The sequence below is a fragment of the Actinomadura vinacea genome, assembly GCF_039532545.1.
Classification (GTDB): Bacteria; Actinomycetota; Actinomycetes; order Streptosporangiales; family Streptosporangiaceae; genus Spirillospora; species Spirillospora vinacea.
Map to the genome: position 1 here is coordinate 79,195 of NZ_BAAARW010000039.1, position 25,112 is coordinate 104,306.

Annotated in this window: 19 protein-coding genes; 4 read left to right on the forward strand and 15 right to left on the reverse strand. The window is 73.0% G+C overall.

Annotation, left to right across the window (positions count from 1 at the left end; all coding sequences use genetic code 11):
• Nucleotides 1-58: 58 nt before the first annotated feature.
• From ABD340_RS41645 to tkt, 11 genes are all read right to left on the reverse strand, one after another.
• Nucleotides 59-742 (reverse strand): response regulator transcription factor, encoded by a 684-nt coding sequence (locus ABD340_RS41645; RefSeq protein ID WP_344596918.1) that lies wholly within the window; start codon nt 740-742, stop codon nt 59-61.
• Between the two features lie 256 nt (nt 743-998).
• Entirely contained in the window at nt 999-2,201 is a 1,203-nt protein-coding gene (locus ABD340_RS41650) for a sensor histidine kinase (RefSeq protein ID WP_344596919.1), read from the reverse strand.
• A 76-nt stretch (nt 2,202-2,277) separates the two neighbouring features.
• Nucleotides 2,278-3,471: a L,D-transpeptidase gene (locus ABD340_RS41655; protein ID WP_344596920.1), complete on the reverse strand. Its 1,194-nt coding sequence runs from the start codon at nt 3,469-3,471 to the stop codon at nt 2,278-2,280.
• A 127-nt stretch (nt 3,472-3,598) separates the two neighbouring features.
• Nucleotides 3,599-4,378, reverse strand: coding sequence for a 6-phosphogluconolactonase (gene pgl, locus ABD340_RS41660; RefSeq protein ID WP_344596922.1), 780 nt, complete (start codon nt 4,376-4,378; stop codon nt 3,599-3,601).
• Nucleotides 4,375-5,436 carry a glucose-6-phosphate dehydrogenase assembly protein OpcA gene (gene opcA, locus ABD340_RS41665; RefSeq protein WP_344596923.1) on the reverse strand — a complete coding sequence of 354 codons (1,062 nt, stop codon included), beginning with the start codon at nt 5,434-5,436 and terminating at the stop codon, nt 4,375-4,377. Before opcA ends, pgl begins: the two co-directional genes overlap by 4 nt.
• 289 nt (nt 5,437-5,725) lie before the next feature.
• The gene (zwf, locus tag ABD340_RS41670; protein ID WP_344596924.1) at nt 5,726-7,255 is read right to left on the reverse strand and encodes a glucose-6-phosphate dehydrogenase; all 1,530 of its coding nucleotides are present in this window, start codon (nt 7,253-7,255) and stop codon (nt 5,726-5,728) included.
• Between the two features lie 169 nt (nt 7,256-7,424).
• Complete coding sequence (locus ABD340_RS41675; RefSeq protein ID WP_344596925.1) at nt 7,425-9,230, reverse strand: hypothetical protein; 1,806 nt, start codon at nt 9,228-9,230, stop codon at nt 7,425-7,427.
• Nucleotides 9,227-10,909 carry a phosphoheptose isomerase gene (locus tag ABD340_RS41680; protein WP_344596926.1) on the reverse strand — a complete coding sequence of 561 codons (1,683 nt, stop codon included), beginning with the start codon at nt 10,907-10,909 and terminating at the stop codon, nt 9,227-9,229. The genes ABD340_RS41675 and ABD340_RS41680 overlap by 4 nt, the downstream gene beginning before the upstream one ends.
• A gap of 100 nt (nt 10,910-11,009) precedes the next feature.
• Entirely contained in the window at nt 11,010-12,767 is a 1,758-nt protein-coding gene (locus tag ABD340_RS41685) for a glucose-6-phosphate isomerase (RefSeq protein WP_344596928.1), read from the reverse strand.
• Nucleotides 12,764-13,894: a transaldolase gene (gene tal, locus ABD340_RS41690; RefSeq protein ID WP_344596930.1), complete on the reverse strand. Its 1,131-nt coding sequence runs from the start codon at nt 13,892-13,894 to the stop codon at nt 12,764-12,766. The genes ABD340_RS41685 and tal overlap by 4 nt, the downstream gene beginning before the upstream one ends.
• Nucleotides 13,895-13,973: 79 nt before the next feature.
• Nucleotides 13,974-16,100: a transketolase gene (gene tkt, locus ABD340_RS41695; RefSeq protein ID WP_344596931.1), complete on the reverse strand. Its 2,127-nt coding sequence runs from the start codon at nt 16,098-16,100 to the stop codon at nt 13,974-13,976.
• A 650-nt stretch (nt 16,101-16,750) separates the two neighbouring features.
• Here tkt and ABD340_RS41700 point away from each other — a divergent pair.
• The 4 genes from ABD340_RS41700 (at nt 16,751) to ABD340_RS41715 (ending at nt 20,477) form a co-directional block, all read left to right on the forward strand.
• Entirely contained in the window at nt 16,751-17,749 is a 999-nt protein-coding gene (locus ABD340_RS41700) for a heme o synthase (RefSeq protein WP_425547529.1), read from the forward strand.
• 66 nt (nt 17,750-17,815) lie between these two features.
• Nucleotides 17,816-19,033 carry a PrsW family intramembrane metalloprotease gene (locus ABD340_RS41705; protein ID WP_344596934.1) on the forward strand — a complete coding sequence of 406 codons (1,218 nt, stop codon included), beginning with the start codon at nt 17,816-17,818 and terminating at the stop codon, nt 19,031-19,033.
• Between the two features lie 57 nt (nt 19,034-19,090).
• Nucleotides 19,091-20,068: a COX15/CtaA family protein gene (locus ABD340_RS41710; protein ID WP_344596935.1), complete on the forward strand. Its 978-nt coding sequence runs from the start codon at nt 19,091-19,093 to the stop codon at nt 20,066-20,068.
• A gap of 46 nt (nt 20,069-20,114) precedes the next feature.
• Nucleotides 20,115-20,477 (forward strand): hypothetical protein, encoded by a 363-nt coding sequence (locus ABD340_RS41715; protein ID WP_344596937.1) that lies wholly within the window; start codon nt 20,115-20,117, stop codon nt 20,475-20,477.
• Here the strand turns inward: ABD340_RS41715 and ABD340_RS41720 are convergent.
• The 4 genes from ABD340_RS41720 to ABD340_RS41735 all read right to left on the reverse strand — a co-directional run bounded on the left by ABD340_RS41720 (nt 20,467) and on the right by ABD340_RS41735 (nt 25,109).
• Nucleotides 20,467-21,087 (reverse strand): Uma2 family endonuclease, encoded by a 621-nt coding sequence (locus ABD340_RS41720; RefSeq protein WP_344596939.1) that lies wholly within the window; start codon nt 21,085-21,087, stop codon nt 20,467-20,469. The genes ABD340_RS41715 and ABD340_RS41720 overlap by 11 nt on opposite strands.
• 426 nt (nt 21,088-21,513) lie before the next feature.
• Complete coding sequence (polX, locus tag ABD340_RS41725; RefSeq protein WP_344596940.1) at nt 21,514-23,235, reverse strand: DNA polymerase/3'-5' exonuclease PolX; 1,722 nt, start codon at nt 23,233-23,235, stop codon at nt 21,514-21,516.
• A 29-nt stretch (nt 23,236-23,264) separates the two neighbouring features.
• Nucleotides 23,265-24,107, reverse strand: a complete 843-nt coding sequence (gene prcB, locus ABD340_RS41730) for a proteasome subunit beta (RefSeq protein ID WP_344596942.1) — start codon at nt 24,105-24,107, stop codon at nt 23,265-23,267.
• Nucleotides 24,108-24,173: 66 nt separating this feature from the next.
• Entirely contained in the window at nt 24,174-25,109 is a 936-nt protein-coding gene (locus tag ABD340_RS41735) for an EamA family transporter (protein ID WP_344596943.1), read from the reverse strand.
• Nucleotides 25,110-25,112: the final 3 nt, after the last annotated feature.

Here is a 25,112-nt window from a genome sequence, read left to right on the forward strand (position 1 = left end):
GACGCCGCTTCGGCCGATGGTCGACCCCGCCCCGACCGAAGTCGATTCCGCCCGCGCCCTAAGACTCGGGCGTGTCCTCGTCGCCGCCCGCGTCGTGCACCAGCAGCGCGATCTGCACGCGGTTGTTCAGCTCCAGCTTGGTCAGCAGCCGCGACACGTACGCCTTCACCGTCGCCACGCTCAGCGACAGCTCCTTGCCGATCTCGCTGTTGGTCCGGCCCCGCCCGACCAGCGTGGCCACCGCGCGCTCGCCCTCGCTCAGCCGTCCCAGCAGCGCGCGTGCCCGCTCCCGGCGCGGATCCACGCCCGCCCCGGCCACGTACGACATCATCCGGCGCAGCACCGCCGGCGAGATCATCGGCTCGCCCGCGGCGACCTGCCGGATGGCCCGGATGATGTCGGGCGGCGGGGTGTGCTTGAGCAGGAAGCCGCTGGCCCCGGCCCGCATCGCGCGCAGGATGTGGTCGTCGGTGTCGAAGGTGGTCAGGATGATGATCTCCGGCGGCTCGCGGCGGGCGCGCAGCCGCTCGGTCGCGGCCAGCCCGTCCAGCCGCGGCATCCGGATGTCCATCAGCACCACGTCGGGGCGGTGCTCGTTCACCGCGGGGACCACCTCGGTCCCGTCGGCGACGTCGGCCACGACCCGCAGATCGTCGGCGCCCGCCAGCATCATGCTCAGCCCGGCGCGGACCAGGGCGTCGTCGTCGACGATGAGGACGCGGATGGGGGAGTCGTCGTCCATCCCGCCACCCTATTGACCTCCTCCCCCTCGTGAACGTGAACAAGGGTGATTCCAACCCGTGGCCTCAGGAGAGGGGAAGGGGTTGCGGTTCGCGGTTCGTCCGCCCCGGCAACCCGGAGCGTCCCCGCGCAGCAACGGCCGGTCCGGCCGCCGTGCACACGAGTCCGAAGGAGTCCGATTCCTCCCCGGCCTCAAGGCCGGGGTTTCCTCGGAGGTCCTTTGATGATTTCCCGAGCGGCGTTCCGGCCGGGCGCGGTCAGCTCGGCCAGGGGAGCTTGGCGTAGAGGCGGAAGTGGCCGTCTTGGGTGTGGCCGTGCTCCAGGGCGCCGCCCAGCATGTCGACGCGCTCGCGCAGGCCGACCAGCCCCGCGCCCGCACCGGGCAGGGCGGGGGCCGGGGGCGGGCCGGGTGGGAGCCGGTTGGCGACCTCGATGGCCAGCGTGCCGCCCGGCCCCGTCGACTCGACCGTCACGCTCACATGCGCGCCCGGCGCGTGCTTGCGCGCGTTGGTCAGGGCCTCCTGCACGATCCGGTACGCGTGCCGCCCGATCCGCGACGGCACCCCCGCCGGGTCGGGCACCCGGTCGTCGAAGGTGACGTGCGCCCCCGCCCGCTGCGACTCCTCGATCAGCGCGGGCAGGTCGGACAGCGCGGGCTGCGGGCGCTCGTCCTCGCCGTCCGGGACCGGTGCGTCCCGCGCGCCCGGCTCGGGCGCGCCGTCGCCGGGGTCGGTGCGCAGCATGCCGATGACCTCGCGCAGGTCCTCCATCGCCTCGTACGCGCCGCGCCGGATGATCCCCGCCGCCTCCCGCTGGTCGGCGGGCGCGTCGGCGTGGAACTCCAGCGCACCGGCGTGCACCGCCAGCAGCGAGATCCGGTGGGCCAGCACGTCGTGCATCTCCCGCGCGATCCGCTCGCGTTCGAGATGCCGGGCCTCCTCCACTCGCAGCCGCTGCTCTTCCTCGGCCTGCCGGGCCCGCTCCCGCAGCGACTCGATCAGCTGCCGCCGGGAGCGGACCAGCAGCCCGCCGATGACCAGCACGGCGTAGCCGAGCAGGAACACCAGGACCGACTCCAGGCGCTCGCGGCGGGTCAGCTCGTCGACCTGCGTGAAGGTCAGGACGATGTACGAGACGTTGAGCGCGGTGACGGCGGCGGTCGCCCGCCACGAGCAGTGCACCGCGACGGTGAACACCGCCATCGCGGTCGCGCCCCACGACGAGCTGGCGAACAGGCCCGTCGCCGTGAGCACCAGCGCCACCCGCACCGGACGGCGCCGCCGGAACAGCAGCAGGACCAGGCACGCGACCAGGCCGATCAGCAGATCGCGGATCAGGTGCGCGCGGGCGGGATCGGGATAGGTCTGCCGCGCGCCCTCCAGCGTCAGCAGCCCGACCCCCACGGCGGACGCCGTCACGCACGCGTCGCGTACGCCCTGGCGCACCCTCCGGAATCTCACCGCACCAACGCTACTCAGCTCCGGCAGTCTGGGGATGCGTCGTGCGTAGGGGGCGGCGCCTACTTTGGTCGTACCGTCACGACCGGCTCAGCTGGACGCCCTTCACGGGCGCCCCCAGCGCGCTGCCCTTCACCCATTCGTCCCACGACTTGGCCCATGGTGTCGGGCCGTTGCCGAACCGCAGCTTCCGCGTCGTGCCGGTGACCTCGATGACGTCGCCCCGGTTGGTGAAGTCGTAGAACCACTTGGCGTCGCCCGGGGACGCGTTCACGCAGCCGTGGCTGACGTTCGCGCTGCCCTGCGAGCCGGTGGACCACGGCGCGGAGTGGATGAACGTGCCGCTGTAGGTCATCCGGACGTTCCACTTGGTCGGCGTGCGGTACTCGCCGGGATTGCCGGTGGTGGCCGAGTCCATGACCATGGCCGCCTGCTTCTCCTGCGCGATCATCATGCCGGTGTAGCTGTCGTCGCCCGGCTTGCCCAGGCTGACCTTCATGGTGCGGACGGTGCGGCCGCCGTCGGTCACCGTCGCCCGGTGCCGCTTCGCGTCGATCGTGGTGACGTGCCGCGGGCCCACCGTGAAGTCGAGCGTGCGGTCCTTCACGCCCCAGAGGCCCTCGCCCGCCCTGACCCCGGCCAGCCGGGCGACGACCTGGACCTTCTGCCCGGGCGGCCAGTACTCGCGGGGCCGGAAGTCGACCTCCTTGTCGCTGATCCAGTACCAGGCGCCCTCGACCGGCTTGGACATGCGCACCTCGAGCGAGCGCTCCACCGCCTGCCTGCCCTGCTCGGTGGTCACGGGCCGGGTCAGCAGCAACTGGATCGGCATGCCGACGCCGACCCGCTCGCCGTCCAGCGGCGACATGCCGCTCTCCAGCTTCTTGGCGGGCGTGAGCGTGGTGAACGTGGACGTCGCCGTCACCGGCTTCCCGCCGCCGGCCGCGACCTGGGCGGTGACGGTGTACGTCGTCGCCGGGAGCAGCCCCCGCGACGTCCGCCAGGTGAGGCGGTCGGCGGCGAGGCCGCCCTGCGCCTTGCGGCCCTTGGGATCGGCGACGGTGACCGCGGTGAGCCTGCCCTTGTCGGCCTTGACGACCACCGGCTGGTCGGGCGCCACGTCGCGGGTGCCGTTCGCCGGGGAGATCGCGGCCTTGGCCGCGGGAGCGTCGTCGCCGCCGGATCCGCCGCCGCCCGACGAGCATCCGGCGGCGGCCAGGACGACCGCGCCCGCGGTCGCCGCGCCCGCCGCGAACGTCCGATCCTTGAACACCCCGGACCTCCTCACGCTCGGTCTCGCCACAGGCGAAGCCGTTTCCCCCCGCCCGCCAGATTATGCGGACGGGGGCCGGAGAACCGGTGCGAAGCGCGGTGAACACTCCCGCGCGGAGTGGGTCACCTTACGGCGAAGCGATACGTCCCATACCCGGAGGCAACTGCGCCGCCGCCGCACGGTCGAGCAGGAACAGCGTGCGCTGCCGTCCGCGCGCCCCCGCCGCCGGCACCTGGACGGGGCCGGCGCCCGACAGGCCCATGCGCACCGCCGACGCCTTCGACCCGCCCGCCGCCAGCACCCACACCTCGCGGGCCGCCTGGATCGCCGGCAGCGTCAGCGAGATCCGCGTCGGCGGTGGCTTCGGCGCGCCCCGCACCGCCACCACCGGGCGGTCGTCGTACAGCGCGGGCATCTCCGGGAACAGCGACGCCACGTGCGCGTCCGGCCCCACGCCCAGCATGAGCACGTCGAAGGACGGCACCGGGCCGTGGTCCTCGGGACGCGCGGCGGCGCGCAGCCAGTCGGCGTACCGGCGCGCGGCCGCCTCCGGATCGGCCCCGTCGGGACCGTCGGAGGCCGGCATCGGACGCACCCGCGCCGGGTCGGCGTCCACATGGTCGAGCAGCACCGCGCGGGCGCCGGTCTCGTTGCGCTCGGGGTCGCCGGACGGCAGGAACCGCTCGTCGCCCCACCAGATGTCCAGGTTCCGCCAGTCGATCGCGTCGCGGGCGCCGGTCGCGGCCAGCTCCGCCAGCACCGCGGTGCCCACGCCGCCGCCGGTCAGGACGACCGACGCGCTGCCGCGCGCCGCCTGCACGTCCACGACCCGCGTCACCAGCCGCGCGGCGGCGGCCTTGGCGAGCAGCTCCTGGTCGCGGTGGACCAGCACGGCCGGAGGCGTCATCGCTCCGCCGGCCCTTCGCCGCCCTCCGCGACGCCCTGATCGGCTTCTTCGTCGCCCCGGTCGGCGGCGGCGCCCTGATCGGTACCGGAGTCCTCCCGCGCCGCGACGGGGTCGGGCTGTGCGGTCCGCTCCTGCTCGGCCGCCATCGACGCCAGGTCCTTGGCGAAACGGGCCGACGCCTCCTGGTACACCTCGTCCGGGTCGAGCCGCCGCAGCTCCTCGGCCAGCAGCTCGGGCAGCGGCCGCCGCATCAGCGCCACCTGCCGGTCGGGCTGGCCCGGACGCGTCAGCGTCGCCACCCGCCCGTCCGGCCGCGACACCGCGATGTCGCCCGCCCTCGTCGTCAGCCGCGCGCCCGTGATGCCGGGCCCCTCGGAGACCACCCGCGACACCGGGACGCCCAGCCGCACCGACAGCCACGCCGCCAGCAGCTCGGCGCTGGGACTGTCCGGCTCCGCCGAGACCTCCCCGGCCGTGATCTCCTCGTGGTCCTGGTCGAGCGCCGCGGCCAGCAGCGACCGCCACGAGGTCAGCCGTGTCCAGGTGAAGTCGGTGTCGCCCGGCTTGTAGGCGTGCGCCAGCCGCGCCAGCGTGCCCAGCCGGTCGCGGGCCGCGTACGCGTCGGTCACCCGGCGCTGCGCCAGCTTGCCCAGCGGGTCGTCGCTCGGGTTCTTGGGCACCTTCCCGCCCGGCCACCACGTCACCACCGGGGTGTCGGGCATCAGCAGCGGCACCACCACCGAATCGGCGTGCAGCGCCAGCGGCCCGTACATCCGCAGCAGCACCGTCTCGCCCGGCCCCGTCTCGCCCATCCTGATCTCGGCGTCCAGCCGGGACGAGCTGCCCCGCGAGTCGCGCGAGATGACCGTCAGCACCCGGCACGGATGCTCGCGGGCCGCCTCGGTCGCAGCCCGCACCGCGTCGTACTGGGCCGACTCGTCGGTCACGATGATCAAGGTCAGCACCATGCCCACGGCCGGGCCGCCCATAAGGTGCCGCGACTGGGTGAGCGCGTCCTGGATGCGGCGCGTGGTGGTGTCGGTGAGATCGATGTTCATCGAGATCCTCCGTGGAGACCCCTGCTTTCAGGGCGGATCACCGTCCGCCACGAATCCGCTACCAAGGGTCGAACAGGTGTGCTAGCGTTTGGGCTGCCCAGTCGGGGAGAGTCGAGCCGGCCGGGTCTACCGCCGGGCCGGCGGGATGTCACGTCTGTGGAGCCGACGTAAGACCGATGGGCGGTACACCGTCCCTGGCCGTTGGTTCGGGTCGGCTGTTGGCAGCGAAGCAGAAAGATCAACCCGTGAGGGTTGGATCCCCTTGCCTCGGCTTGGGGAGAAGTCAACTCTAGAGTCGCCTCCAAGCGCGCCCGTCGCGGGCCATGAGGTCATCAGCGCTGTCGGGCCCGTAACCACCAGACTTGTACTGGTTGAGCGGGCCCGACGGCGCGGCCCAGTGCTCCTCGATCGGGTCGAGGATCCGCCAGGACAGCTCGACCTCCTCCTGCCGGGGGAACAGCGGGGGGTCGCCGATCAGCACGTCCAGCAGCAGCCGCTCGTAGGCCTCGGGGGAGGACTCGGTGAACGACTCGCCGTAGGCGAAGTCCATGTTGACGTCGCGGATCTCCATCGAGGTGCCGGGCACCTTGGACCCGAACCGCAGCGTGATGCCCTCGTCCGGCTGCACCCGCATCACCAGGGTGTTCTCGCCCAGCTCCTCAGTGTCGGTGAGCGAGAACGGCAGGTGCGGCGCCTGCTGGAACACCAGCGCGACCTCCGTCACCCGGCGGCTGAGCCGCTTGCCGGTGCGCAGGTAGAACGGCACCCCCGCCCAGCGGCGGTTGTCGATCTCCAGCTTGATCGCTGCGTAGGTCTCGGTCCTGGAGTGCGGCGGGATGCCGTCCTCCTCCAGGTAGCCGCGCACCTTCACGCCGCCCTGCCAGCCCGCCGCGTACTGCCCCCGCGCGGTGGCCACGTCCAGGTCGCCCGGCACCCGCACCGACGAAAGGATCTTGGCCTTCTCGGCGCGGACCGCCTCGGCGCTGAAGGACGTCGGCTCCTCCATCGCGGTCAGCGCCAGCAGCTGGAGCAGGTGGTTCTGGATGACGTCGCGGGCGGCGCCGATCCCGTCGTAGTAACCCGCCCGGCCGCCGATCCCGATGTCCTCGGCCATGGTGATCTGCACGTGGTCGACGTACGAGCGGTTCCAGATCGGCTCGAACATCGAGTTGGCGAACCGCAGCGCCAGGATGTTCTGCACCGTCTCCTTGCCGAGGTAGTGGTCGATCCGGAAGATCGACTCCTCGGGGAAGACCCGGTGCACCGTGTCGTTCAGCTCCTGGGCGCTGGCCAGGTCGTGCCCGAACGGCTTCTCTATTATCACCCGCCGCCACGACCCCTGCTTGCGGTCGGCCAGCCCGCTGCGCTGCAGCTGCTCCACCACCTGCGGGAAGTTCTTGGGCGGAATGGACAGGTAGAAGGCGTAGTTGCCGCCCGTGCCCCGGGTCTCGTCCAGCTCCTTGGCCGCCATCGCCAGCGCGTCGAACGCGCCCGGATCGCCGAACTCGCCCGGGACGAAGTGCATGCCCTCGGCCAGGTGCCGCCAGACGTCCTCGCGGAACGGCGTGCGCGCGTGCTCCTTGACCGACTCGTAGGCGATCTGCCGGAAGTCCTGGTGGTCCCAGTCGCGGCGGGCGAAGCCGACCAGCGAGAAGCCCGGCGGCAGCAGCCCGCGGTTGGCCAGGTCGTAGATCGCGGGCAGCAGCTTCTTGCGCGACAGGTCTCCGGTGACCCCGAACAGCACCAGCACGCACGGTCCCGCCACCCGAGGCAACCGCTTGTCCCGGGGATCCCGGAGCGGGTTGGGTGTCTTGGTCACGTGAGGGCCCCCTCTTCTCGCACGACGCCGGAGACCGGTACAGGGACCGGTCCCGCCCGCTGTGTCGTTGTGGTGTGTCTCATGCCGTCCCGCAGGCATCCGGACCGCCGGACGTGCGTGGTACGTACGGGCCGTCGCGCAGGGCTCATCCCGCGCCCCTCCGGCTCGCTCATGTCTCTCCCCGAGCGGACTCCAGCAGCCGGGCGAGACCCGCCCGGCGGTCCTGCAGGTGCAGCCGCACCACCGGCCGCCCGCCCTCGCGCGCCGCCGCCCGGGCCTCCCCGAGCGCGCGCGCCTCCTGCAGCAGGCCGAGCCGCCGGTGCCGACCCGGAACGGGCACGTCGTGGACGACGTTCCCGGTCATCATCAGGTATACGCCCTTCTCCTGGTGATCATTCCCGATCGCCGGGTAACGCTGCCCCCAGCTGATCGTCACAGGTCTGGCGCAGCGCGCGGCCAGCAGTGCCGCCAGCCGCCTGACCTGCGAGCCCTGCCCGCGCGGCAGGTCCGGATCCAGATGCGCCACGATCGCCAGATGGCCGTCCGCGGCGGCCCGCCGCACCACCGCCTCCAGCAGCCCGGAGAGATCGGCGGCGGCCGCGAGCGCCGGATCCGAGGTGTGCACCTCGACGGCCTGCCCGGACTCGCCCTCGACGAACACGGGGGCTTCCGGGACGGCCTCGCCGGGGTCGCGTCCAGGCGCCTGGAGCGGATCGGTGCCCAGCAGGTACGCGCCGACGGCGGCGGCGTACTCCCACAGGACGAGCTGCGCCGCCAGAGGGCCCGACACAGTGGCGTCGTCCTGGTGGGGACGGCCTTCCAGCGTCACCAAGAACAGGTCGTCGCCGGGCACGACCGGCAGCCCGCCGTGCTGGACCAGCGGCAGCAGCCGCCCCCCGGTCGTCTCCGCCAGCATCGGGGCGATCCAGTCGGCCAGGCCCGGCTCGTGCCGCGCCGAGGCCGACGCCGGATAGGCGCCCAGGACCATCGTCTCGCGCCCCGCGCGCACCGCGCCGCCCAGGATGGCGCCCAGCACCAGGCCCGGGTTGTTCTCCGGCCGGGTCAGGGACGGCAGCGCCTCCTTGGCCTCGTCCAGCAATGCCGCCACGTCGGCCCCGGCCAGCCCGGCCGGGACCAGCGCGTACGGCGACAGCGCCCCGAACGCGGTGGGCTCGGGCGCCTCGATCAGCGGGTGCCCGGCGTCGGCGGCCTTCTCGGCCGGGATGCCGCCCGGGGCGGTCACCACCACGAACCGCCGCGCGATCTCCTCCGGGCTCAGGTCCAGATCGCCGAACATCCGCACGAGCACCCGCCGCAGCGTGTCGGTGGCCTGGTCGTTCCCGGTCACCACCACCAGCGTGCGGCGCAGCCGCTCCCGGTCGCTTCCCAGGCGGAACAGCGGGCCGGGCTCGGGGCCGTCCAGGACGGTCAGCGACATCCCGCCCGGCCCGCGCCCGGGCCCGGACGGCCCGGATGAGGTCTCGAACGCCCCGATCGCCGCCGCCGGGCCCGTCGACTCGGCGTCCGCCCCCTCGTCCGCCCCCTCGTCCGACTCCGCGGACGTCCCGCCGGCGTCCACCGCGCCTTGATCGGCCGGACCCGCATCGCCCGCCGGTTCCGCCGGGCCGGCGGAGCGGGCCGCGAAATGCCGGAAGATCAGATCGGCGGCGCGGGCGGACGCGCCCCGGCCGAGCAGCGCCACCTCGGTCAGCCCTGCCGCCTCGGCCTCCGCGCGCAGCTCCGCCAGCCGGTCGAGCAGCGCCCGCGCCGGGCCCGGCTGGCCCGGCCAGCACAGCGCCCGGCCCGCCGCGCCGGCTCGTGCCGCCGACGGCCACAGCGCCGGATCCTCCGACGCCAGCCGCACCGGGACCTCGTCGATCCACAGCCGTCCCAGGGTGCGCTCGGCGGCCTCCCGGACCCGGCCGCGCGCGGTGATGACCATCCCCCCGGAGGCGACCGACGTGTAGGGGGTCACGCCCGGGCCGCCAAGCGCACCGCCTCACTCAGCTGCCCCGCGCCCGCCACCGGGTCGCGCAGGTGCAGCCGTACGACCGGCAGCCCGCGCTGCCGCAGCGCCCGCACCTCGGCCATCGCGCGGGCCAGCCGCACCTTCCCCAGGCTGTACGGACGGCCCGGCACCGGATGGTCGGCGAACGCGTCGCCCTCGGGCGGATCGCCGCTCACGATCAGGAACGCCCCCGTGCCCGGCCCGTCCTTGTGCACCGAACCGGTCGAGTGCAGGTAGCCGGGCCCCGGGCCGTACGACACCGGACGCCCGGACCGGCGGGCCAGCGCGGGCGCCAGGTAACGGCCCGAGAAGTCGCCCGACAGGTAGGTCACGACCGACAGGTAGCCGTCCTGCGGGACGGCGGCCAGCAGGGCGTCCAGGATCGACGCCACGTCCGCGTGCCGCGGCGCGCCGCCCGGCCACGCCAGGTCGGCGTAGATCTCGATGTCGCCGTCGACGAACGCGGGCCGGTCGGCGGCCAGCGGTCCCTGCCCGACCGCGCGCAGCATCGTCACCGCGTCGTCCTCGGCCTCCTGCACCATCGAGCCGGCCGGCTCGAACGGGTTGACGCCCAGCAGCCAGCCGGTCACCGCCGCCGCGTACTCCCACAGCAGGAACTGCGCGCCCAGCGGCGCGAACAGCGAGGTGTCGGCCTCGCCCTGCGCCGACTCCGGATTGATCGCGATCTCGTGCCCGTCCGCCAGCCCGCCCGGACTGCCCGGCGGGTCGAACGCCAGCACGCCGCGGCCGCGCTTGCCGGTGCCGACCGACAGCAGGTGCCCGATCCAGCCCGACAGCGCGGTCGAGCCGCCCGGCTCGCGCAGCACCAGCTTGTCGCGCGCCCGGCCCTCCGCGCCCTGCTGCGCGCAGCCGCCCAGGATCGCGCCCAGCAGCAGGCCGGGATTGTCCTCGTCCTTGCCCAGCGACGGGACCAGCGCGGCGGCCTCCTCCAGCAGCCCCTCCGCGTCCGTGCCCGCCAGCACCGCCGGGACCAGCCCGTAGGCCGACAGCGCGCTGAAGTGGCCGGGCAGGTGCGGATCGGTCAGCCCGATCCGGAAGCCGCTCTGCCGGGCGTAGTCGTGCAGCGGGCTGCCGTGATCGGTGATCACCAGGAAGCGGCCGGCGATCTCCCGCTCCGACATCCCGTGCCGCCGGAACGCCTCGGAGAAGATCCGCCGGTAGGCGTCGCCCTCCAGGGACACCCCGGACTTGCTGGACAGCACGACCAGCGTCCGGTCCAGCCGCTCCAGCGCGAAGCCCAGCGCGGCGGTGTCGCCGCCGTCGAGCACGGTCAGCCGGCCGCCGCCCGCGCCGCCGCGGGTGCCGCCGCCGGCCGCCTCGGGCGCGGCCGCCGCCATGATCGCCTCCGCGGCCAGGCTCTCCGCGCCCAGCCCGATCAGCACGATGTGGTCCAGGCCCGTATAGCGGACCTCGTTGATCAGCCCCTCGATCTGGTTGAGCAGCCCGCGGGACGCGTACGGCAGATCCAGCCAGCCCAGCCGGCTGTGGTCCACCGTGCGCCGCCCCCACAGGCGCGGGTCCTTGGCGGCGAGCGCGCCGGGAACACCGCAGCTCACGAGGTAGTCGCGTGCCTGCAGCGCCGCGTCGAGCACGTCGCCGCGCGTCAGTACGTCGAATCCGGACACCGTTCCTCCCGACGCCCTATCGTTCCAGGAGTCAACGGGCGTCCGCGACCTTCTCCGCGATCTTCTGGTTTCGGAACGTGAGAAACGGTCAGACGGGCGGTCAGGCGGTGAGTGCCTTGAACAGCTGCGCCGGCCCGTCGACGCGGTCGCGCAGATGCAGCCGCACCGCCGGACGCCCGCGCGCCCGCAGCACCCGCATGTCGCCGAACGCCTGCGCCAGCTGCAGCTGCCCCAGCGTGTACGGCCGTCCCGGCACCGGAACGTCGTGCACGACGTTCCCGGTGACCTGGAGGAACACGCCGTTCGGCGGGCCCCCCTTGTGGTACTGGCCGGGGCCGGGCAGGCACCGCGGCGCCCAGCCGAAGGTGACCGGCACCGGCGTCCTGCGCTTCGTGGCGCCGCGCTCGGCCAGCAGCGAACGCAGCCCGCCCGCGTCCGGATCGCCCCACCGGTCCAGGTACGCCATGACGGCCAGGTAACCGCGCTCGGGCACCGCGGCCAGCACCGCCTCCAGCGCCTCGGTGAGCGTGCGGGCGCCCCCGAGGAGCTCCTCCGGGCCGTGCACCTCCACCGCGCCCGAGACCAGCGCAGGCGCCCGCGCGATCACGGTCGGGGAGGCGCCCTCCTCCGACCGCAGCAGCGCCGCGGCGTTGTCCTCCGACTCGCGCACGTCGGGACGGCCGAAGGGATCCACGCCCAGCACCCGGCCCGCCACCGCCGCCGCGTACTGCCACAGCAGGAACTGCCCGCCCAGCGGGCCGGTGACGCTCAGCCCCGCCTCCCGGCCCGGCCCCGCGTCGTCGGGACGGCGGCCCAGCAGCACCCGGCGCGGAACGCCGGACGCCTCAAAACCGGGGGCCTCCACCCCCTCGACCACCACCGGCAGGACGCCCTTGCCGTCCTTTCCCGTCGCCCCGGCGACCAGCTGCTCGACCCAGCCGCCCAAGCCCGCCAGACCCGAGCCCTGGTCGGCGACGAACAGCTTGTCGCGGCCGGCCTGCGCCGAGGAGCCCAGCGCCGCGCCCAGCGCCAGCGCGGGGTTGTCGTACGGCTGGCGCAGCGTCGCCGCCAGCGCGGCGGCCTCGTCCAGAAGCCGCGCGACGTCCGCGCCCGCCAGCGCCGCGGGCACCAGCGACGCCGCGCCAAGCGCCGCGAACGCGCCGGCCGCGTCGGCGTCGGCCGGGACCAGCCGGTAGCCCGACGACCCGGCCCGCTCCGCCAGCGGCGAGCCCGGCACGGCGCACACCAGGAACCGGCGGCGCAGCTCGGCGCCGGTGATCCCGGCGCGCTCGAAGGCCCGCTCGAAGACGCGCCGGTAGGCGTCGACCACGAGGTCGGCCTCCGGCTCCCCGTACGAGCGGAGCGACTCCGCCGAGCGGGGATCGGCGGTGTCCGCCAGCACCACCAGGGTGCGGGCCAGCCGGTCGTCGTCGAGCACGGCCCTCGCCTGATGCGGGTCGGTGCCGTCCAGGACGGTCAGCTCCACCCCCGCGGTCCGGGCGATGACCTCGGGGGCCGGCGCCGCGCAGCCCGTCCCCGCCAGCACCACCCGGTCGAGACCGGCGCCGCGCGCCTCGCCCGCCAGTTCCGCCAACCGGCCGGGCAGCGCCCGCGAGCGTTCCGGCAGCTCCAGCCAGCCCAGCGAGCGCTCCGCCGCCGCGGCCGCGTCCGGCCCCCACAGCCGCGCCGCGCGGGACGGGACCGGACGGCCCGCCGCGCCCGCCGCGGCGGACGCGCCGGACGCCAGCCGGACCGGGACGCCGTCGGAGACCAGCCGGGCCAGCACGGGCTCGGCCTCGTCGACGACGGCGCCCCGCATGGTGACCGAGATCCCCCCGGCGGTCACCACCGATGTCACGCGCCGGCCCCCTGCTGGGCGCCGCCCTTGTCCTTCAGCTCGCCGGAGACGGTGCCGAGCAGCTCGTTCCAGGACGTCTCGAACTTCTCCACGCCCTCGTCCTCCAGGACTCGGACGACGTCGTCGTAGTCGACGCCGACCTGCTTGAGGGCGTTCATGTGCGCGCGGGCCTCGTCGTAAGTGCCCTGGACGGTGTTCCCGGGCACCTCGGCGTGCTCGGCCGAGGCCTCCAGCGTCGCCTCCGGCATGGTGTTCACCGTGCCCGGCGCGATCAGCCGGTCGACGTACAGCGTGTCGGGCAGGTCCGGGTCCTTCACACCGGTCGACGCCCACAGCGGGCGCTGCGGCCGGGCCCCCGCGTCCTTGAGCGCCCGCCACCGGTCGGTGCCGAACCTCTCCTCGTACAGCGCGTAGGCCAGCCGGGCGTTGGCCACGCCCGCCTTGGACCGCAGCCCCTTCGCCTCGTCCGAGCCGACCTTGTCCAGCCGCTTGTCGATCTCGGTGTCCACCCGGCTGACGAAGAACGAGGCCACCGACGCGATCGCGGACAGGTCGTGCCCGTTCTCCCGGGCCCGCTCCAGGCCCTCGAAGAACGCGTCGATGACCTGGCCGTACCGCTCCAGCGAGAAGATCAGCGTCACGTTCACGCTGATGCCCTCCGACAGCGCCTGGCTGATCGCGGGCAGGCCCTCCACGGTCGCCGGGATCTTGATGAACAGGTTGGGCCGGTCCACCATCCACCACAGCGCCCGCGCCTCGGCCACGGTCTTCTCGGTCTCCCGCGCCAGCCGCGGGTCCACCTCGATCGACACCCGGCCGTCCAGGCCCTGAGTCCGGTCGTACACCGGGCGCAGCACGTCGCAGCCCCAGCGGATGTCGTAGGTCGTGATCGCGCGGACGGCCTCCTCCACGTCCACGCCGCGCACCGCCAGGTCGCGCACCTGGTCGTCGTAGGCCGACCCCTTGCTCAGCGCCTTGGCGAAGATGGTGGGGTTGGAGGTGACCCCGACCACGTGCCGCTCCTTGACCAGCTGCTCCAGGTTGCCCGTCCGCAGCCGCTCCCGGCTGATGTCGTCCAGCCAGATCGATACGCCCTCGTCGGAGAGCTTCTTCAGGTTCTCGGTCATCGCTTTCTCCTCGTCGAGTTGCGTCGAGTCGAGTCGGGTCGCCGGCGGCGGCCTGGGGAGCGGCCGCCGCCGGCCGCCGTCAGTTGCCGGTGGTCTCGCCGCGCCCGGCGCCGTGCACCGCGGCGTTGATCAGGCTCGCGTGCGCCGCCGCCACCACCCGCTCGGCGGTGATGCCGAACTGCTGGAACAGCGTCCTGTAGTCGGCCGAGGCGCCGAAGTGCTCCAGGCTCACCGACTCGCCCGCGTCGCCGACGTACTGCCGCCAGCCCAGCGCGATCCCCGCCTCCACCGAGACCCGGGCGCGCACCGACGGCGGCAGCACCTGCTGCTTGTAGGCGTCCTCCTGCGCCTCGAACCACTCCACGCACGGCATCGACACGACCCGGGCGGGGGTGCCCTCGGCCTCCAGCGTCTCCCTGGCCTCCAGCGCCAGCGGCACCTCGCTGCCCGTCGCGATGATGATCACATCGGGCCGGCCGTTGGCGGCGTCCGCCAGCACGTAGCCGCCCTGCGCCGTGCACTCGGCGGACGCCAGCCCGTTACCGCGCTCCAGGGTCGGCAGCTTCTGCCGGGTGAGCGCCAGCCCCGCGGGACGGTCGCTGTGCTCCAGGATCGTCCGCCACGCCACCGCCGTCTCGTTGGCGTCGGCCGGCCGCACCACGTCCAGGCCCGGGATCGCGCGCAGCGACCACAGGTGCTCGACCGGCTGGTGGGTCGGGCCGTCCTCGCCCAGGCCGATGGAGTCGTGCGTCCACACGAACGTCACCGGCAGCCTCATCAGCGCCGCCAGCCGGACGGCCGGGCGCATGTAGTCGCTGAACACCAGGAAGGTGCCGCCGTACGGGCGGGTGCCGCCGTGCAGCGCGATGCCGTTGCAGATCGCGGCCATCGCGTGCTCGCGCACCCCGAAGTGCAGCGTGCGGCCGTACCGGTGCCCCGGGAACTCCTTGGTCTGGAACTCCTCGGGAATGAAAGACGGCTCGCCCTTCATCGTGGTGTTGTTGGACTCGGCCAGGTCGGCCGAGCCGCCCCACAGCTCCGGCAGCACCGGCGCCAGCGCGCCCAGCACCTGCCCCGACGCCGCCCGGGTGGCCAGTTCCTTGCCCGGCTCGAACTCCGGCAGCGCCTTGGCCCACCCGTTCGGCAGCCGGCGCAAGGAGATCCGCTCGAACTCGGCGGCGCGCTCGGGGTTGGCCTCCCGCCACGAGCGGAACCGCTTCTGCCACTCGGCGTGCAGCTCACGGCCCCGGTCGACGACCGCGCGGGCGTGCTCCAGCACCTCCTCGGGCACGTCGAACGACTTGGCCGGATCCATCCCGAGGATCCCCTTGGTGGCGGCGACCTCGTCGGCCCCCAGCGCGGAACCGTGGATCTTGCCGGTGTTCTTCTTGTTCGGCGCCGGCCAGCCGATGATCGTGCGCAGCGCGATGAACGAGGGCCGCTCGGTCTCGGCCCTGGCGGCCTCGAACGCCGCGGCGAGCGCCCCGGCGTTCTCCTCGTAGTCGCCGTTCACCGTCCAGTCGACGTGGTGCACGTCCCAGCCGTAGGCCTCGTAGCGGGCGCGCACGTCCTCCGACAGCGCGATCGCCGTGTCGTCCTCGATGGAGATGTGGTTGTCGTCGTACAGCAGGACCAGGTTGCCCAGCCGCTGGTGGGCGGCCAGCGCGCTGGCCTCGTGGCTGATGCCCTCCTCGATGTCACCGTCGGAGCAGAACGCCCAGATGGTGTGGTCGAAGGGGGACTCGCCGGGGGCGGCGTCAGGGTCGAACAGGCCGCGCTCGCGCCGCGCCGCCATCGCCATGCCCACGGCGTTGGCGACGCCCTGCCCCAGCGGGCCGGTGGTGGTCTCCACCCCCGCGGTGTGCCCGTGCTCGGGGTGTCCGGGGGTCAGGCTGTGCCACTTGCGCAGCGCCTTCAGGTCCTCCAGCGTCATCGGGTAGCCCGACAGGTAAAGCTGGATGTACAGCGTCAGGCTGGAGTGCCCGCAGGAGAGCACGAACCGGTCGCGGCCCGACCAGGTCGGATCCGTCGGGTCATGCCGCAGGAACCGCTGGAAGAGCAGGTAGGCCGCCGGGGCCAGGCTCATCGCGGTACCGGGGTGGCCGGAGCCCGCTTCCTCCACCGCGTCCATGGCGAGGGCGCGGACCGCGTCCACCGCCCGCCGGTCCAGATCGGACCATTCAAACGTGCTGTTGTCCCCACTCACGGAACGCCAGGCTCCTCTCGCACCGAATTGTCGAACCGAATGTAAAGATGTACGGCCACGCCCGGCCCTGGGATCGTCCCGGCGCGCGATCGTTCCCGTCCGGCCGCGCGCCAGGGGCCCACGTGCCCGAACACGGCCCGCCGGGCGGGTCTTCCCGGGGGCCGGCCCGCCGCGAATCCGCGCCGCGGGTTTGATCGAACCCCGATCGCCCCCGCCCACGGCCGCCGCGCGGCCCGGTGAAGATCATGCCTTGCCCTTCCTGAGCCTATCGAACGGGACGGCCGCCACCATCGTCGTTGAACGGCGGAGACAGGGCTTCCGAACCCTTGTCGATACCCTCGTCGACCCTTGCCCGAACGCCTCGGCGATAACCCACCGCCCCGTTGAACCCCCGAGGGACGCCCCGCCGCCCGGCGGCGGGCCCTGCCGGCCACTGGTCACGGCGCGGAGCGACGGCGCCCGTCCGGGGGCGCGGCGGCGCGTCAAGGTGCCCCGGTGCTCGACCTGCGGAGGGGGCGGACTACAGTGATGCCGCGGTTGGACAACGGAGGCCGCAACAGATTCGCCGATCCGAGGTGCGGCCAAATCGCGCGGGGGCACCGCCGAACTGGTACGCGAATTCTCATGCCTAGTTGGACGTGGACCCGATTGTGACGGTGCTCAGTAACAAGCTCGCGGTCGAGCTCGACGACGAGATCCCGCCGGCCCCGCCGGCGCCGGCCGCCGACCCTACGGCGGCCGCGGGATCACGCGCCGCCCGCCGCCCGGTGGGCGCGCTGGTGCGCGCCTACGTGGCGCTGACCAAGCCGCGCGTCATCGAGCTGCTGTTGATCACAACGCTGCCGGTGATGTTCCTGGCCGCCGGGGGCGTCCCGCCGTTGGGCACCGCGGCGGCCACGCTGCTGTTCGGCACCCTGTCCGCCGGGGCGGCCAACGCGATCAACTGCTACATCGACCGCGACATCGACGCCAAGATGCGCCGCACCCGCCGCCGGCCGCTGGCCAGGGCCGAGGTCACCCCGACCGAGGCGCTGGTGTTCGGGGTCGCGCTGGCCGCCGCGTCCACCGCCGGGTTCGCGCTCGCCGTCAACGTCCTGGCCGCGAGCCTGTCGCTGTTCGCGATCCTGTTCTACATCTTCGTCTACTCGCTGCTCCTCAAGCGGCGCACCTCGCAGAACGTCGTGTGGGGCGGCATCGCCGGGTGCATGCCCGTCCTGATCGGCTGGGCCGCGATCACCGGCGACCTCGCCTGGACCCCGTTCGTGCTGTTCGGCGTGGTGTTCCTGTGGACGCCGCCGCACACCTGGACGCTGGCCATGCGCTACCGCGAGGACTACGCCGTCGCCAAGGTCCCGATGCTCCCGGTCGTGGCCACCGAGCGGCGCGTGATCGTGGAGAGCCTCCTCTACACCTGGGCCACCGTGGCCTGCTCGGTGCTCCTGTGGCCGGTGGCCGGGATGAGCATGGTGTACGGGGCGCTGGCCCTGGTGCTCGGCGCGGTCTTCCTGCTCGAGGGCCACCGCCTGCTCCGCGCCGTGCGCGCGGGCGTGACCGGCGTGCACCTGCGTCCGATGCGTTTCTTCCACCTCTCCAACGTCTACCTCGCCCTGCTGTTCACCGCGGTGGCTCTCGACCCCCTGTTCACTTAGGGCGCGGGCCCAGGCCCGCCCGATCGTGCGTAGCGTGTCCGTGACCGGGCCGGTTACGCTCGCTGGATGGCGCGTGTGGATCCGAAAGCGGTGCTCGAAGGGCGTGTTCCGGGCCGCCCGCCCATCGGCCTGATCGTCGGGCTGTCGATCTCGTCGGTGTGCGCCCTGGTCGCGCTCGGCACCGACGCCCTCTACGGCGGTGCGGGCTTCTGGGCCGGACTGGTCCTGGCGTTCGTGCCGATCCCGCTGCTCGTCGCGCTCGTGCTCACCCTCGACCGGCTGGAGCCCGAGCCGCCGCGGATGCTGGTGTTCGCGTTCATGTGGGGCGCGGGCGTGGCCGTCCTGGGCGCCCTGGTCTTCAACACCCTCGGCATGCTGTACGTCACGGTCCCCGTCTTCGGCGAGGACGAGGCGCACTTCGTGAGCGCCACCTTCGGCGCCCCGCTGGTCGAGGAGACCCTCAAGGGCGCCGTCCTGTTCGGGATGCTGTGGTTCCGCCGCAACGAGATCGACGGCTTCGTCGACGGCATCATCTACGCGGCCATGGTCGGCTTCGGCTTCGCCATGATGGAGAACGTCACCTACTACACGCGGGCGTTCAACGAGAGCGGCACCGACGGCCTCCAGGCCATCTTCATCCTCCGCGGCATCATCGCCCCGTTCAGCCACCCGCTGTTCACGTCCATGACCGGGCTGGGCGTCGCCTGGGCCGCCACCCACCGGCGCGGCCGGTTCGCGGTGCCCGTGCTCGGCCTGCTGGCCGCCATGCTGCTGCACGGCCTGTGGAACGGCGCCACCTCCTTCGGCCTCGGCGGCCTCGCGATCGTGTACGTCCTGGACTTCTTCGTCCTGATCGCGCTGGTCGTGCTGATCCTCGTGGAGCGGCGGGCCACCGTCGGGCGCATCGAGACCTACCTGCCGATGTACGCCTCGACCGGCCTGGTCACGCCGGCCGACGTGCACATGCTGCGCGGCATGCACACCCGCCGCGCCGCCCGCCGCTGGGCCCGCACCGTCGGCGGCGCCGGCGCCGCCCGCGCCATGACCGACTACCAGCTGGCCGCGACCGAACTCGCCCTCCTGCACAAACGCGCCGAACGCGGCGTCGTCGACCCCCGCTGGTTCGAGGCCCGCCGTGACGCACTCCTCGGCCTGATGTCCATGGCACGCCGGGCGTTCCTGCGCACCCCGCCGCAGAACGCGCCTCCCTGGGCGCTCCAGACGCCCTCGGGCTTCATGCCGCCGCCGCCCGCCGGCGGGCCGCCCCCTGACCCCCGCTGGTGAGACCGCTGCACGGGGGGCGGATCCGGGCTCGCGGCTGCCGCCCATACGATGAATGCCGTGGCTGAAGGAAATCCCCTGACCCGTGTGCGCGACGCCGTGTGGCATCCCACGCCCGTGTCGATGCGGCTGCTCGCCCTGCTCGGCGTGATCGGCAACGCGGGCATCATCGGCACCGGCGGCGCCGTCCGCGTCACCAAGTCCGGCCTGGGCTGCCCCGAGTGGCCCCGCTGCACGGGCGACAGCCTCGTCCCGACCGCCAGCCCCGAGCATCCCGCGCTCAACATGGCGATCGAGTTCGGCAACCGGATGCTCACCTTCGTGGTGCTGGCCGTGGGCCTGATGGTCTTCATCGCGGCCCTCCGGCTGCGCCCGCGCCGCCGCGACCTGGTGCTGCTGGCGACCGCCCAGCCCGCCAGCGTGTTCGCCCAGGCCATCATCGGCGGGATCGTGGTGCTCACCGAGCTCCACCCCACCTCGGTGTCGCTGCACTTCCTCGTCTCCCCGGTGCTCCTGATCTTCTGCGTCGCGCTGTGGATCCGCGCCGGCGAGGGCGACGACCCGCCCCGCCGCCTGGTGGGCCCGCTCGTGGGGCGGCTGGCGGCGGGACTGGCCGCCGCCACCGCCGTCGTCCTGGTCGCGGGCACGGTCGTCACCGGCACCGGCCCGCACGCCGGCGACGCCGAGTCGCGCCGGTACGGCTTCAACATCGAGGACGTCACCCGCGTCCACAGCCTGCTCGCCTGGGTCACCGTCGCACTCACGATCGCCCTGCTGGTCGCCGTCCACCGCGTGAAGGCCCCCGCCGCGCTGCGGCGCAGGGTGCTGGAACTGTTCGCGATCGAGCTCGCACAGGGGCTCATCGGCTACGTCCAGTACTTCACCGGCGTCCCGGCGCCGATGGTCGTCCTGCACATGCTGGGCGCCGCGCTCATGTGGATCGCCGCGCTCCGTGTGGTCTTCGCCACCCGCGACCGCGGCCCGATGCCCGTCCAGGCGCCGACCGCCCCGGCCACGCGCGAGGCGCAGCCCGCCTGACCTCCCGTTCGGCGGTTCTGTCGGACGGCGCCGCTACCGTCCCTCCATGACCGATGGCGAGGACGTCCTGGATCTTCCCGCCGAGCTGCGGCGCCTGCTGCACCCGCGGCGGGGCGGCTCCCCGGGCGACCCGATCGAGATCGACAAGACCGCCGCGGCCTGGCTCCGGGAGCAGGTGCACGAGGCGTTCCCGAGCGCCGACTCCGTCCCGGACAGGCTGCTGGACGTCCTCGCCGCGATCGGCACCGACCTGGCGCCGATGGAGTTGCACGGCATCTCCGAGCGGGTCAGGTTCAAGGGCCTGCGGGCCCGCGACCACTTCCTGTTCACCTTCGCCGAACTCTCCGAGGTGACCGCATCGGACGTCCTGGCCGACCTGACCGCCCTCGTGCCAGAGATCAGCCGCTGAGCGAAGCTGGATCAAAGGCGAACGGAAACGGCTCGTCGACCTTCAGCGTCGCCCCGGCCACCACAGATCCGGACACGTGATACCGCCCGTCCTCACCCAGGACGCGAACGACCACGCAGGGCTCGGGTTCCAGCTCGACCATCCAGTACTGCGGGATCCCCGCCCTCGCGTACTCGAAGACCTTGTCGACCCGATCGGTCCGTTCACTGCTGCTGCGCGGCGAGATGATCTCCACCACCAGAAGGACGTCCATCGCGTCGTACGCCCGGGCCTTCACCGCTCGTGCTGCTCGAGCCGCCTCGCCTTCAACGAGGACCAGGTCGGGGACCCGGATCGCCGGGCCCGTATCGATGTCGAGCGGCCCTTTCACATACGCATCGGCGTCGGCGGCCTCGGCTGCACGGTCGAGCGCTCTCTCCAGCACCTTGGCAGCGTGGTCGTGCACTGTGCTCGGCCATGGGGCCACGGTGATCCACCCGTTCACGAGTTCGCGTCGCACCCCCTCGTCGGGGAGCGCGTCAAGGTCATCGATGGTGTACGGCCCATAGGGCCAGTCCGGGACGGCGATCATCGGTGTCCTCGCTGGAGACGTCGTGGCCACGTCGGTCATGCGATGCACTCCCAGTCTGTCAGCTTCTCGCGTGGGCGGCGAAGACCGCGTCCTGCACTGAGAGTAGTGTGTTCGATACTGAGCGTGCGGTTGTTCGAGTGATTTCCTCGTCGCTGTGGGTCTCGGCGGCCGGCTGCTGTGAATGCTTGAGGGCGCTTCACAGTTCTTGCGGGCGTCCTCGCCGGAGACGTCGTGGCCACGTCGGTCATGCGGGTCTGGGAGCTTCTCGGGTGAGCGGCGAAGACCACGTCCTCAATCGAAAGTGGCACACTTGCGGCAGCCTCCGGCCCCGCGGCGGCGCTTGTTCCGCCCCTGGGAGAGGCTTCGGGAGAATACGCCGGGCGCGCACCTCGCCGCCTCCAGCGGGCCCGGGCCGCGCAGTGACGGCGTGCCCTGGAGAGCTTGCCTGGCGGGCCGGAGGGCGGCTCAGGTGGTCTTTTTGAGGAAGGTGCGGAGTCTTTCCAGGGGCCAGGTGTTGATGACGTCGTCGGGGGTGAGCCAGCCGCGCTGGGCGGTGCCGATGCCGTAGCGGATGTTGCGGTGGTGGCCCAGGGAGTGGGCGTCGGTGTCGACGGAGAACTTCACGCCGTGGTGGAGGGCGCGGCGGATCAGGTCGGCGGGCAGGTCGAGACGGTCGGGGAACGAGTCGATCTCCATCGCGGTGCCGGTGCGGGCGGCGGCCTTGAAGACCTCGTCCCAGTCGGCGTCGACGGGGCGCCGCTTGCCGATGGAACGGGCCGTCGGGTGGCCGATCACGTGGACGTACGGGTTCTCGCAGGCCCGGATCAGCCGCCGGGTCATCTCCGCCGGGTCCTGGGTGAAATGGGAGTGGATCGACGCCACGCAGACGTCGAAGCCGGACAGGAAATCGGCGTCCCAGTCGACGCCGCCCTCGGGGTCGATGTTGAGTTCGGTGCCGTGCAGCAGGGTGAGGTCGGGGTAGCGCTTCTGCAGGGCGCGGACCTGTTCGCGCTGGGCGAGCATCTTCTCGTCGGTCATCCGCTGCATGAACAGGTTGGGCGCGTGATCGGTGATCGCGTAGTACTCCAGGCCGCGTGCGGCGGCCGCCTCCACCATCTCCTCAAGCGTGGCGATGCCGTCGGTGAGGTCGGTGTGGGAGTGCAGGTCGCCCCTCAGGTCGTCGACGGTGACCAGGCGGGGGAGGGCGCCCTTCAGCGCGGCCTCGATCTCGCCGCGGTCCTCCCGCAGCACCGGCGGGATCCACGGCAGGCCGAGCCGCTCGTAGACCTCCTCCTCGGTCTCCGAGACGATCAGCTCCCCGGACTCGGCGTCGAACAGCCCGTACTCCGACAGCTTGAGCCCGGCCCGGACGGCGATCTCGCGGGTGCGGATGTTGTGGGCCTGGGAGCCGGTGAAGTACTGCAGGGCGGCGCCCCACGACTCCGGCGGGACGACCCGCAGGTCGACCTGGAGGCCCTTGGTGGTGCGGATCGAGGTCTTCTTCTCGCCGCTCGCGATGACCTCGGCCGTGAACGGCAGCGCGGTGAACGCCGCCATGATCGGGCCCGGCTCGGCGGACGCGGCCAGCACGTCGATGTCGCCGATCGTCTCGCGCATCCGCCGCAGCGAGCCCGCGTAGGTGCAGCGCAGGCATCCGGGCAGCGCGGCGAGGGCGGCGACGATCTCCTCGGCGAGGTCGGTCGCCACGTCGATCAGGACGCGCTCGCCGGACTGCTGCATCAGCTCGATGCCGTGCAGGATGTTCTGCTCGGTCTTGGCGCCGAAGCCCTTGAGACCGCGCAGCCTGCCCGCCTGGATCGCCTCGGCCAGCTCGGGCACCGAGGAGATGCCGAGCTCCTCGTAGACGGCCAGGGCCTTCTTCGGGCCGAGGGTGGGGATCGCGGTCAGGGCGCGGACGCCCGCGGGGATCTGGGCGCGCAGCTCCTCCACCTGCCGGATGGTGCCGGTGGTGTTGTAGTCGAGCAGCTTCTTGGCGATCGCCTCGCCCACCGTGGGGATGGTGCGCAGCCCGGCCAGGTCCATGCCCGCGATGTCGTCGGGATGCCCCGCCACCGCCCGCGCGGCCTTCTCGTACGCCCTGATCTTGAACGCGTCGCCGCCCGTGATCGAGAGCAGGTCGGCCAGTTCCTGGATGAGCGCCGCGGCCTCATCGTTCGCCCTTGCCATACGGCGAGTCTAGGGCGGGGGTACGACAGTCAGCGGAGCGGCGCGACCGGCCCGTCGGGACGCTCGTGGCGGCCTTCGATCACCCGCTCGGAGATCTCCGCGACCTGCTCCTCGGACAGCCTCCGGTAGCCGTCCCCGGTGACGACGGACACCACCGGGTAGATGCGGCGGCCGCGGTCGGGCAGACCGGTGGCGGTGTCGTCGTCGGCGGCGTCGTAGAGCGCCTGGACGCACACCTCGGCCGCGTCCTCGATCGACAGGTCGGGCCGGTAGAGCTTCTTCAGCGCGCCGCCGGCGAAGGGGGAGCCCGAGCCCTCGGCGTGGAAGTCGCGCGCGGGCTGCGGGGAGCCGGTGATGTCGTAGGTGAAGATCTTGCCCTCGCCGCTGTCGGGGTCGTACCCGGCGAACAGCGGGACCACCGCCAGCCCCTGCAGCGCCTGCGCGAGGTTGGCCTGGATGACGGCGCCGAGGCGGCGGGCCTTGCCCGGCAGCGACAGCGGGACGGTCTCCATCTTCTCGTAGTGCTCCAGCTCGACCTGGAACAGCCGGACCATTTCCAAAGCCAGGCCGACCGTGCCGGCGAAGGCGACCGCCGAGTACTCGTCGGCGCGCTGCACCTTCTCCAGTTCGCGGTAGGCGATCTGGTGGCCGCGGGTGGCGCGGCGGTCACCGGCCATCATCACGCCGCCGGGGAAGGTCAGCGCCAGGATGGTGGTGCCGTGCGGCAGGTCGAGCGGGGGGCCGTCGGCGTGCGGGACGCGGTTGACGGGCAGCATGTCGGGCGAGTGGACGCGCAGGAAGTCGACGAACGACGGCGTGCCCGCCTCGAAGTACTCGGGCGGCAGTCCCTGATCCTCTGCCCAGCCGGTCACGGTTGCCCCTCTCTGCGATGATCCTTCAAGGGATCCTTTCACCTTCGCGGAGCCTCCCGCCACCGGTCACCCCTCGGGGGCGGGCGGCGGTCTCCCCGGGCCGAGCGTGGCGCCCGCGCACGCGATGATCACGCATCCGATCGCCACCCACTGGCGCGCGGTCAGGATCTCGCCGAGCAGCATCACCCCGACCAGCGCGGCCACCGCGGGCTCCAGGCTCATCAGGATCCCGAACACCCGGGCGGGCATGCGGCGCAGCGCCTCCAGCTCCAGCGAGTACGGGATGACCGACGACAGCAGCCCCACGCCGATGCCGAGCGCGAGCAGCTGCGGGTCCAGGAGCGCCGTCCCGCCCGCCGTGACGCCCATGGGCATGATCGCGAACGTCCCGACGACGCTGGCCAGCGCCAGCCCGGTCGACCCGGCGAACCGCTGCCCGGTCGCGGCGCTGAGCAGGATGTAGGCGGCCCAGCCCGCGCCCGCCAGCAGCGCGAATCCGATCCCCGCCATGTCGACCTCGCCGCCGCCGCGCGCGAGCATCACCACGCCGGCGCCCGCCAGCACGGCCCACACCACGTCGCGGGGACGCCGCGACGCGACGATCGACACCAGCAGCGGTCCGAGGAATTCGATCGTGACCGCCATGCCCAGCGGGATCCGCATGAACGACTGGTAGATCGAGAAGTTCATCAGCGCCAGGGACAGGCCGAAGCACGCGGCGATGGCCAGGCTCTTGCGGGAGTGGTCGCGCAGCACCCCGCGCAGCGCCTTGCGGGCCAGGAAGCCGAGCACGATCGCGGAGGTGAGCAGCCGCATCAGCACCATCGCGCTCGGCGGCATCCGGTCGAACATGTGCTTGGCCAGGCCCGCGCCGATCTGGAGCGACAGGATGCCCAGGAGGATGAGCGCGGGCGGCGGCAGCGCGCCGAGCGACAGCACGCGCACGCGTTCGGGAAGGCCGCCGGCCCTCCCGTACGAGCCGGGTGCTTCAGCCAGTGCCATCCA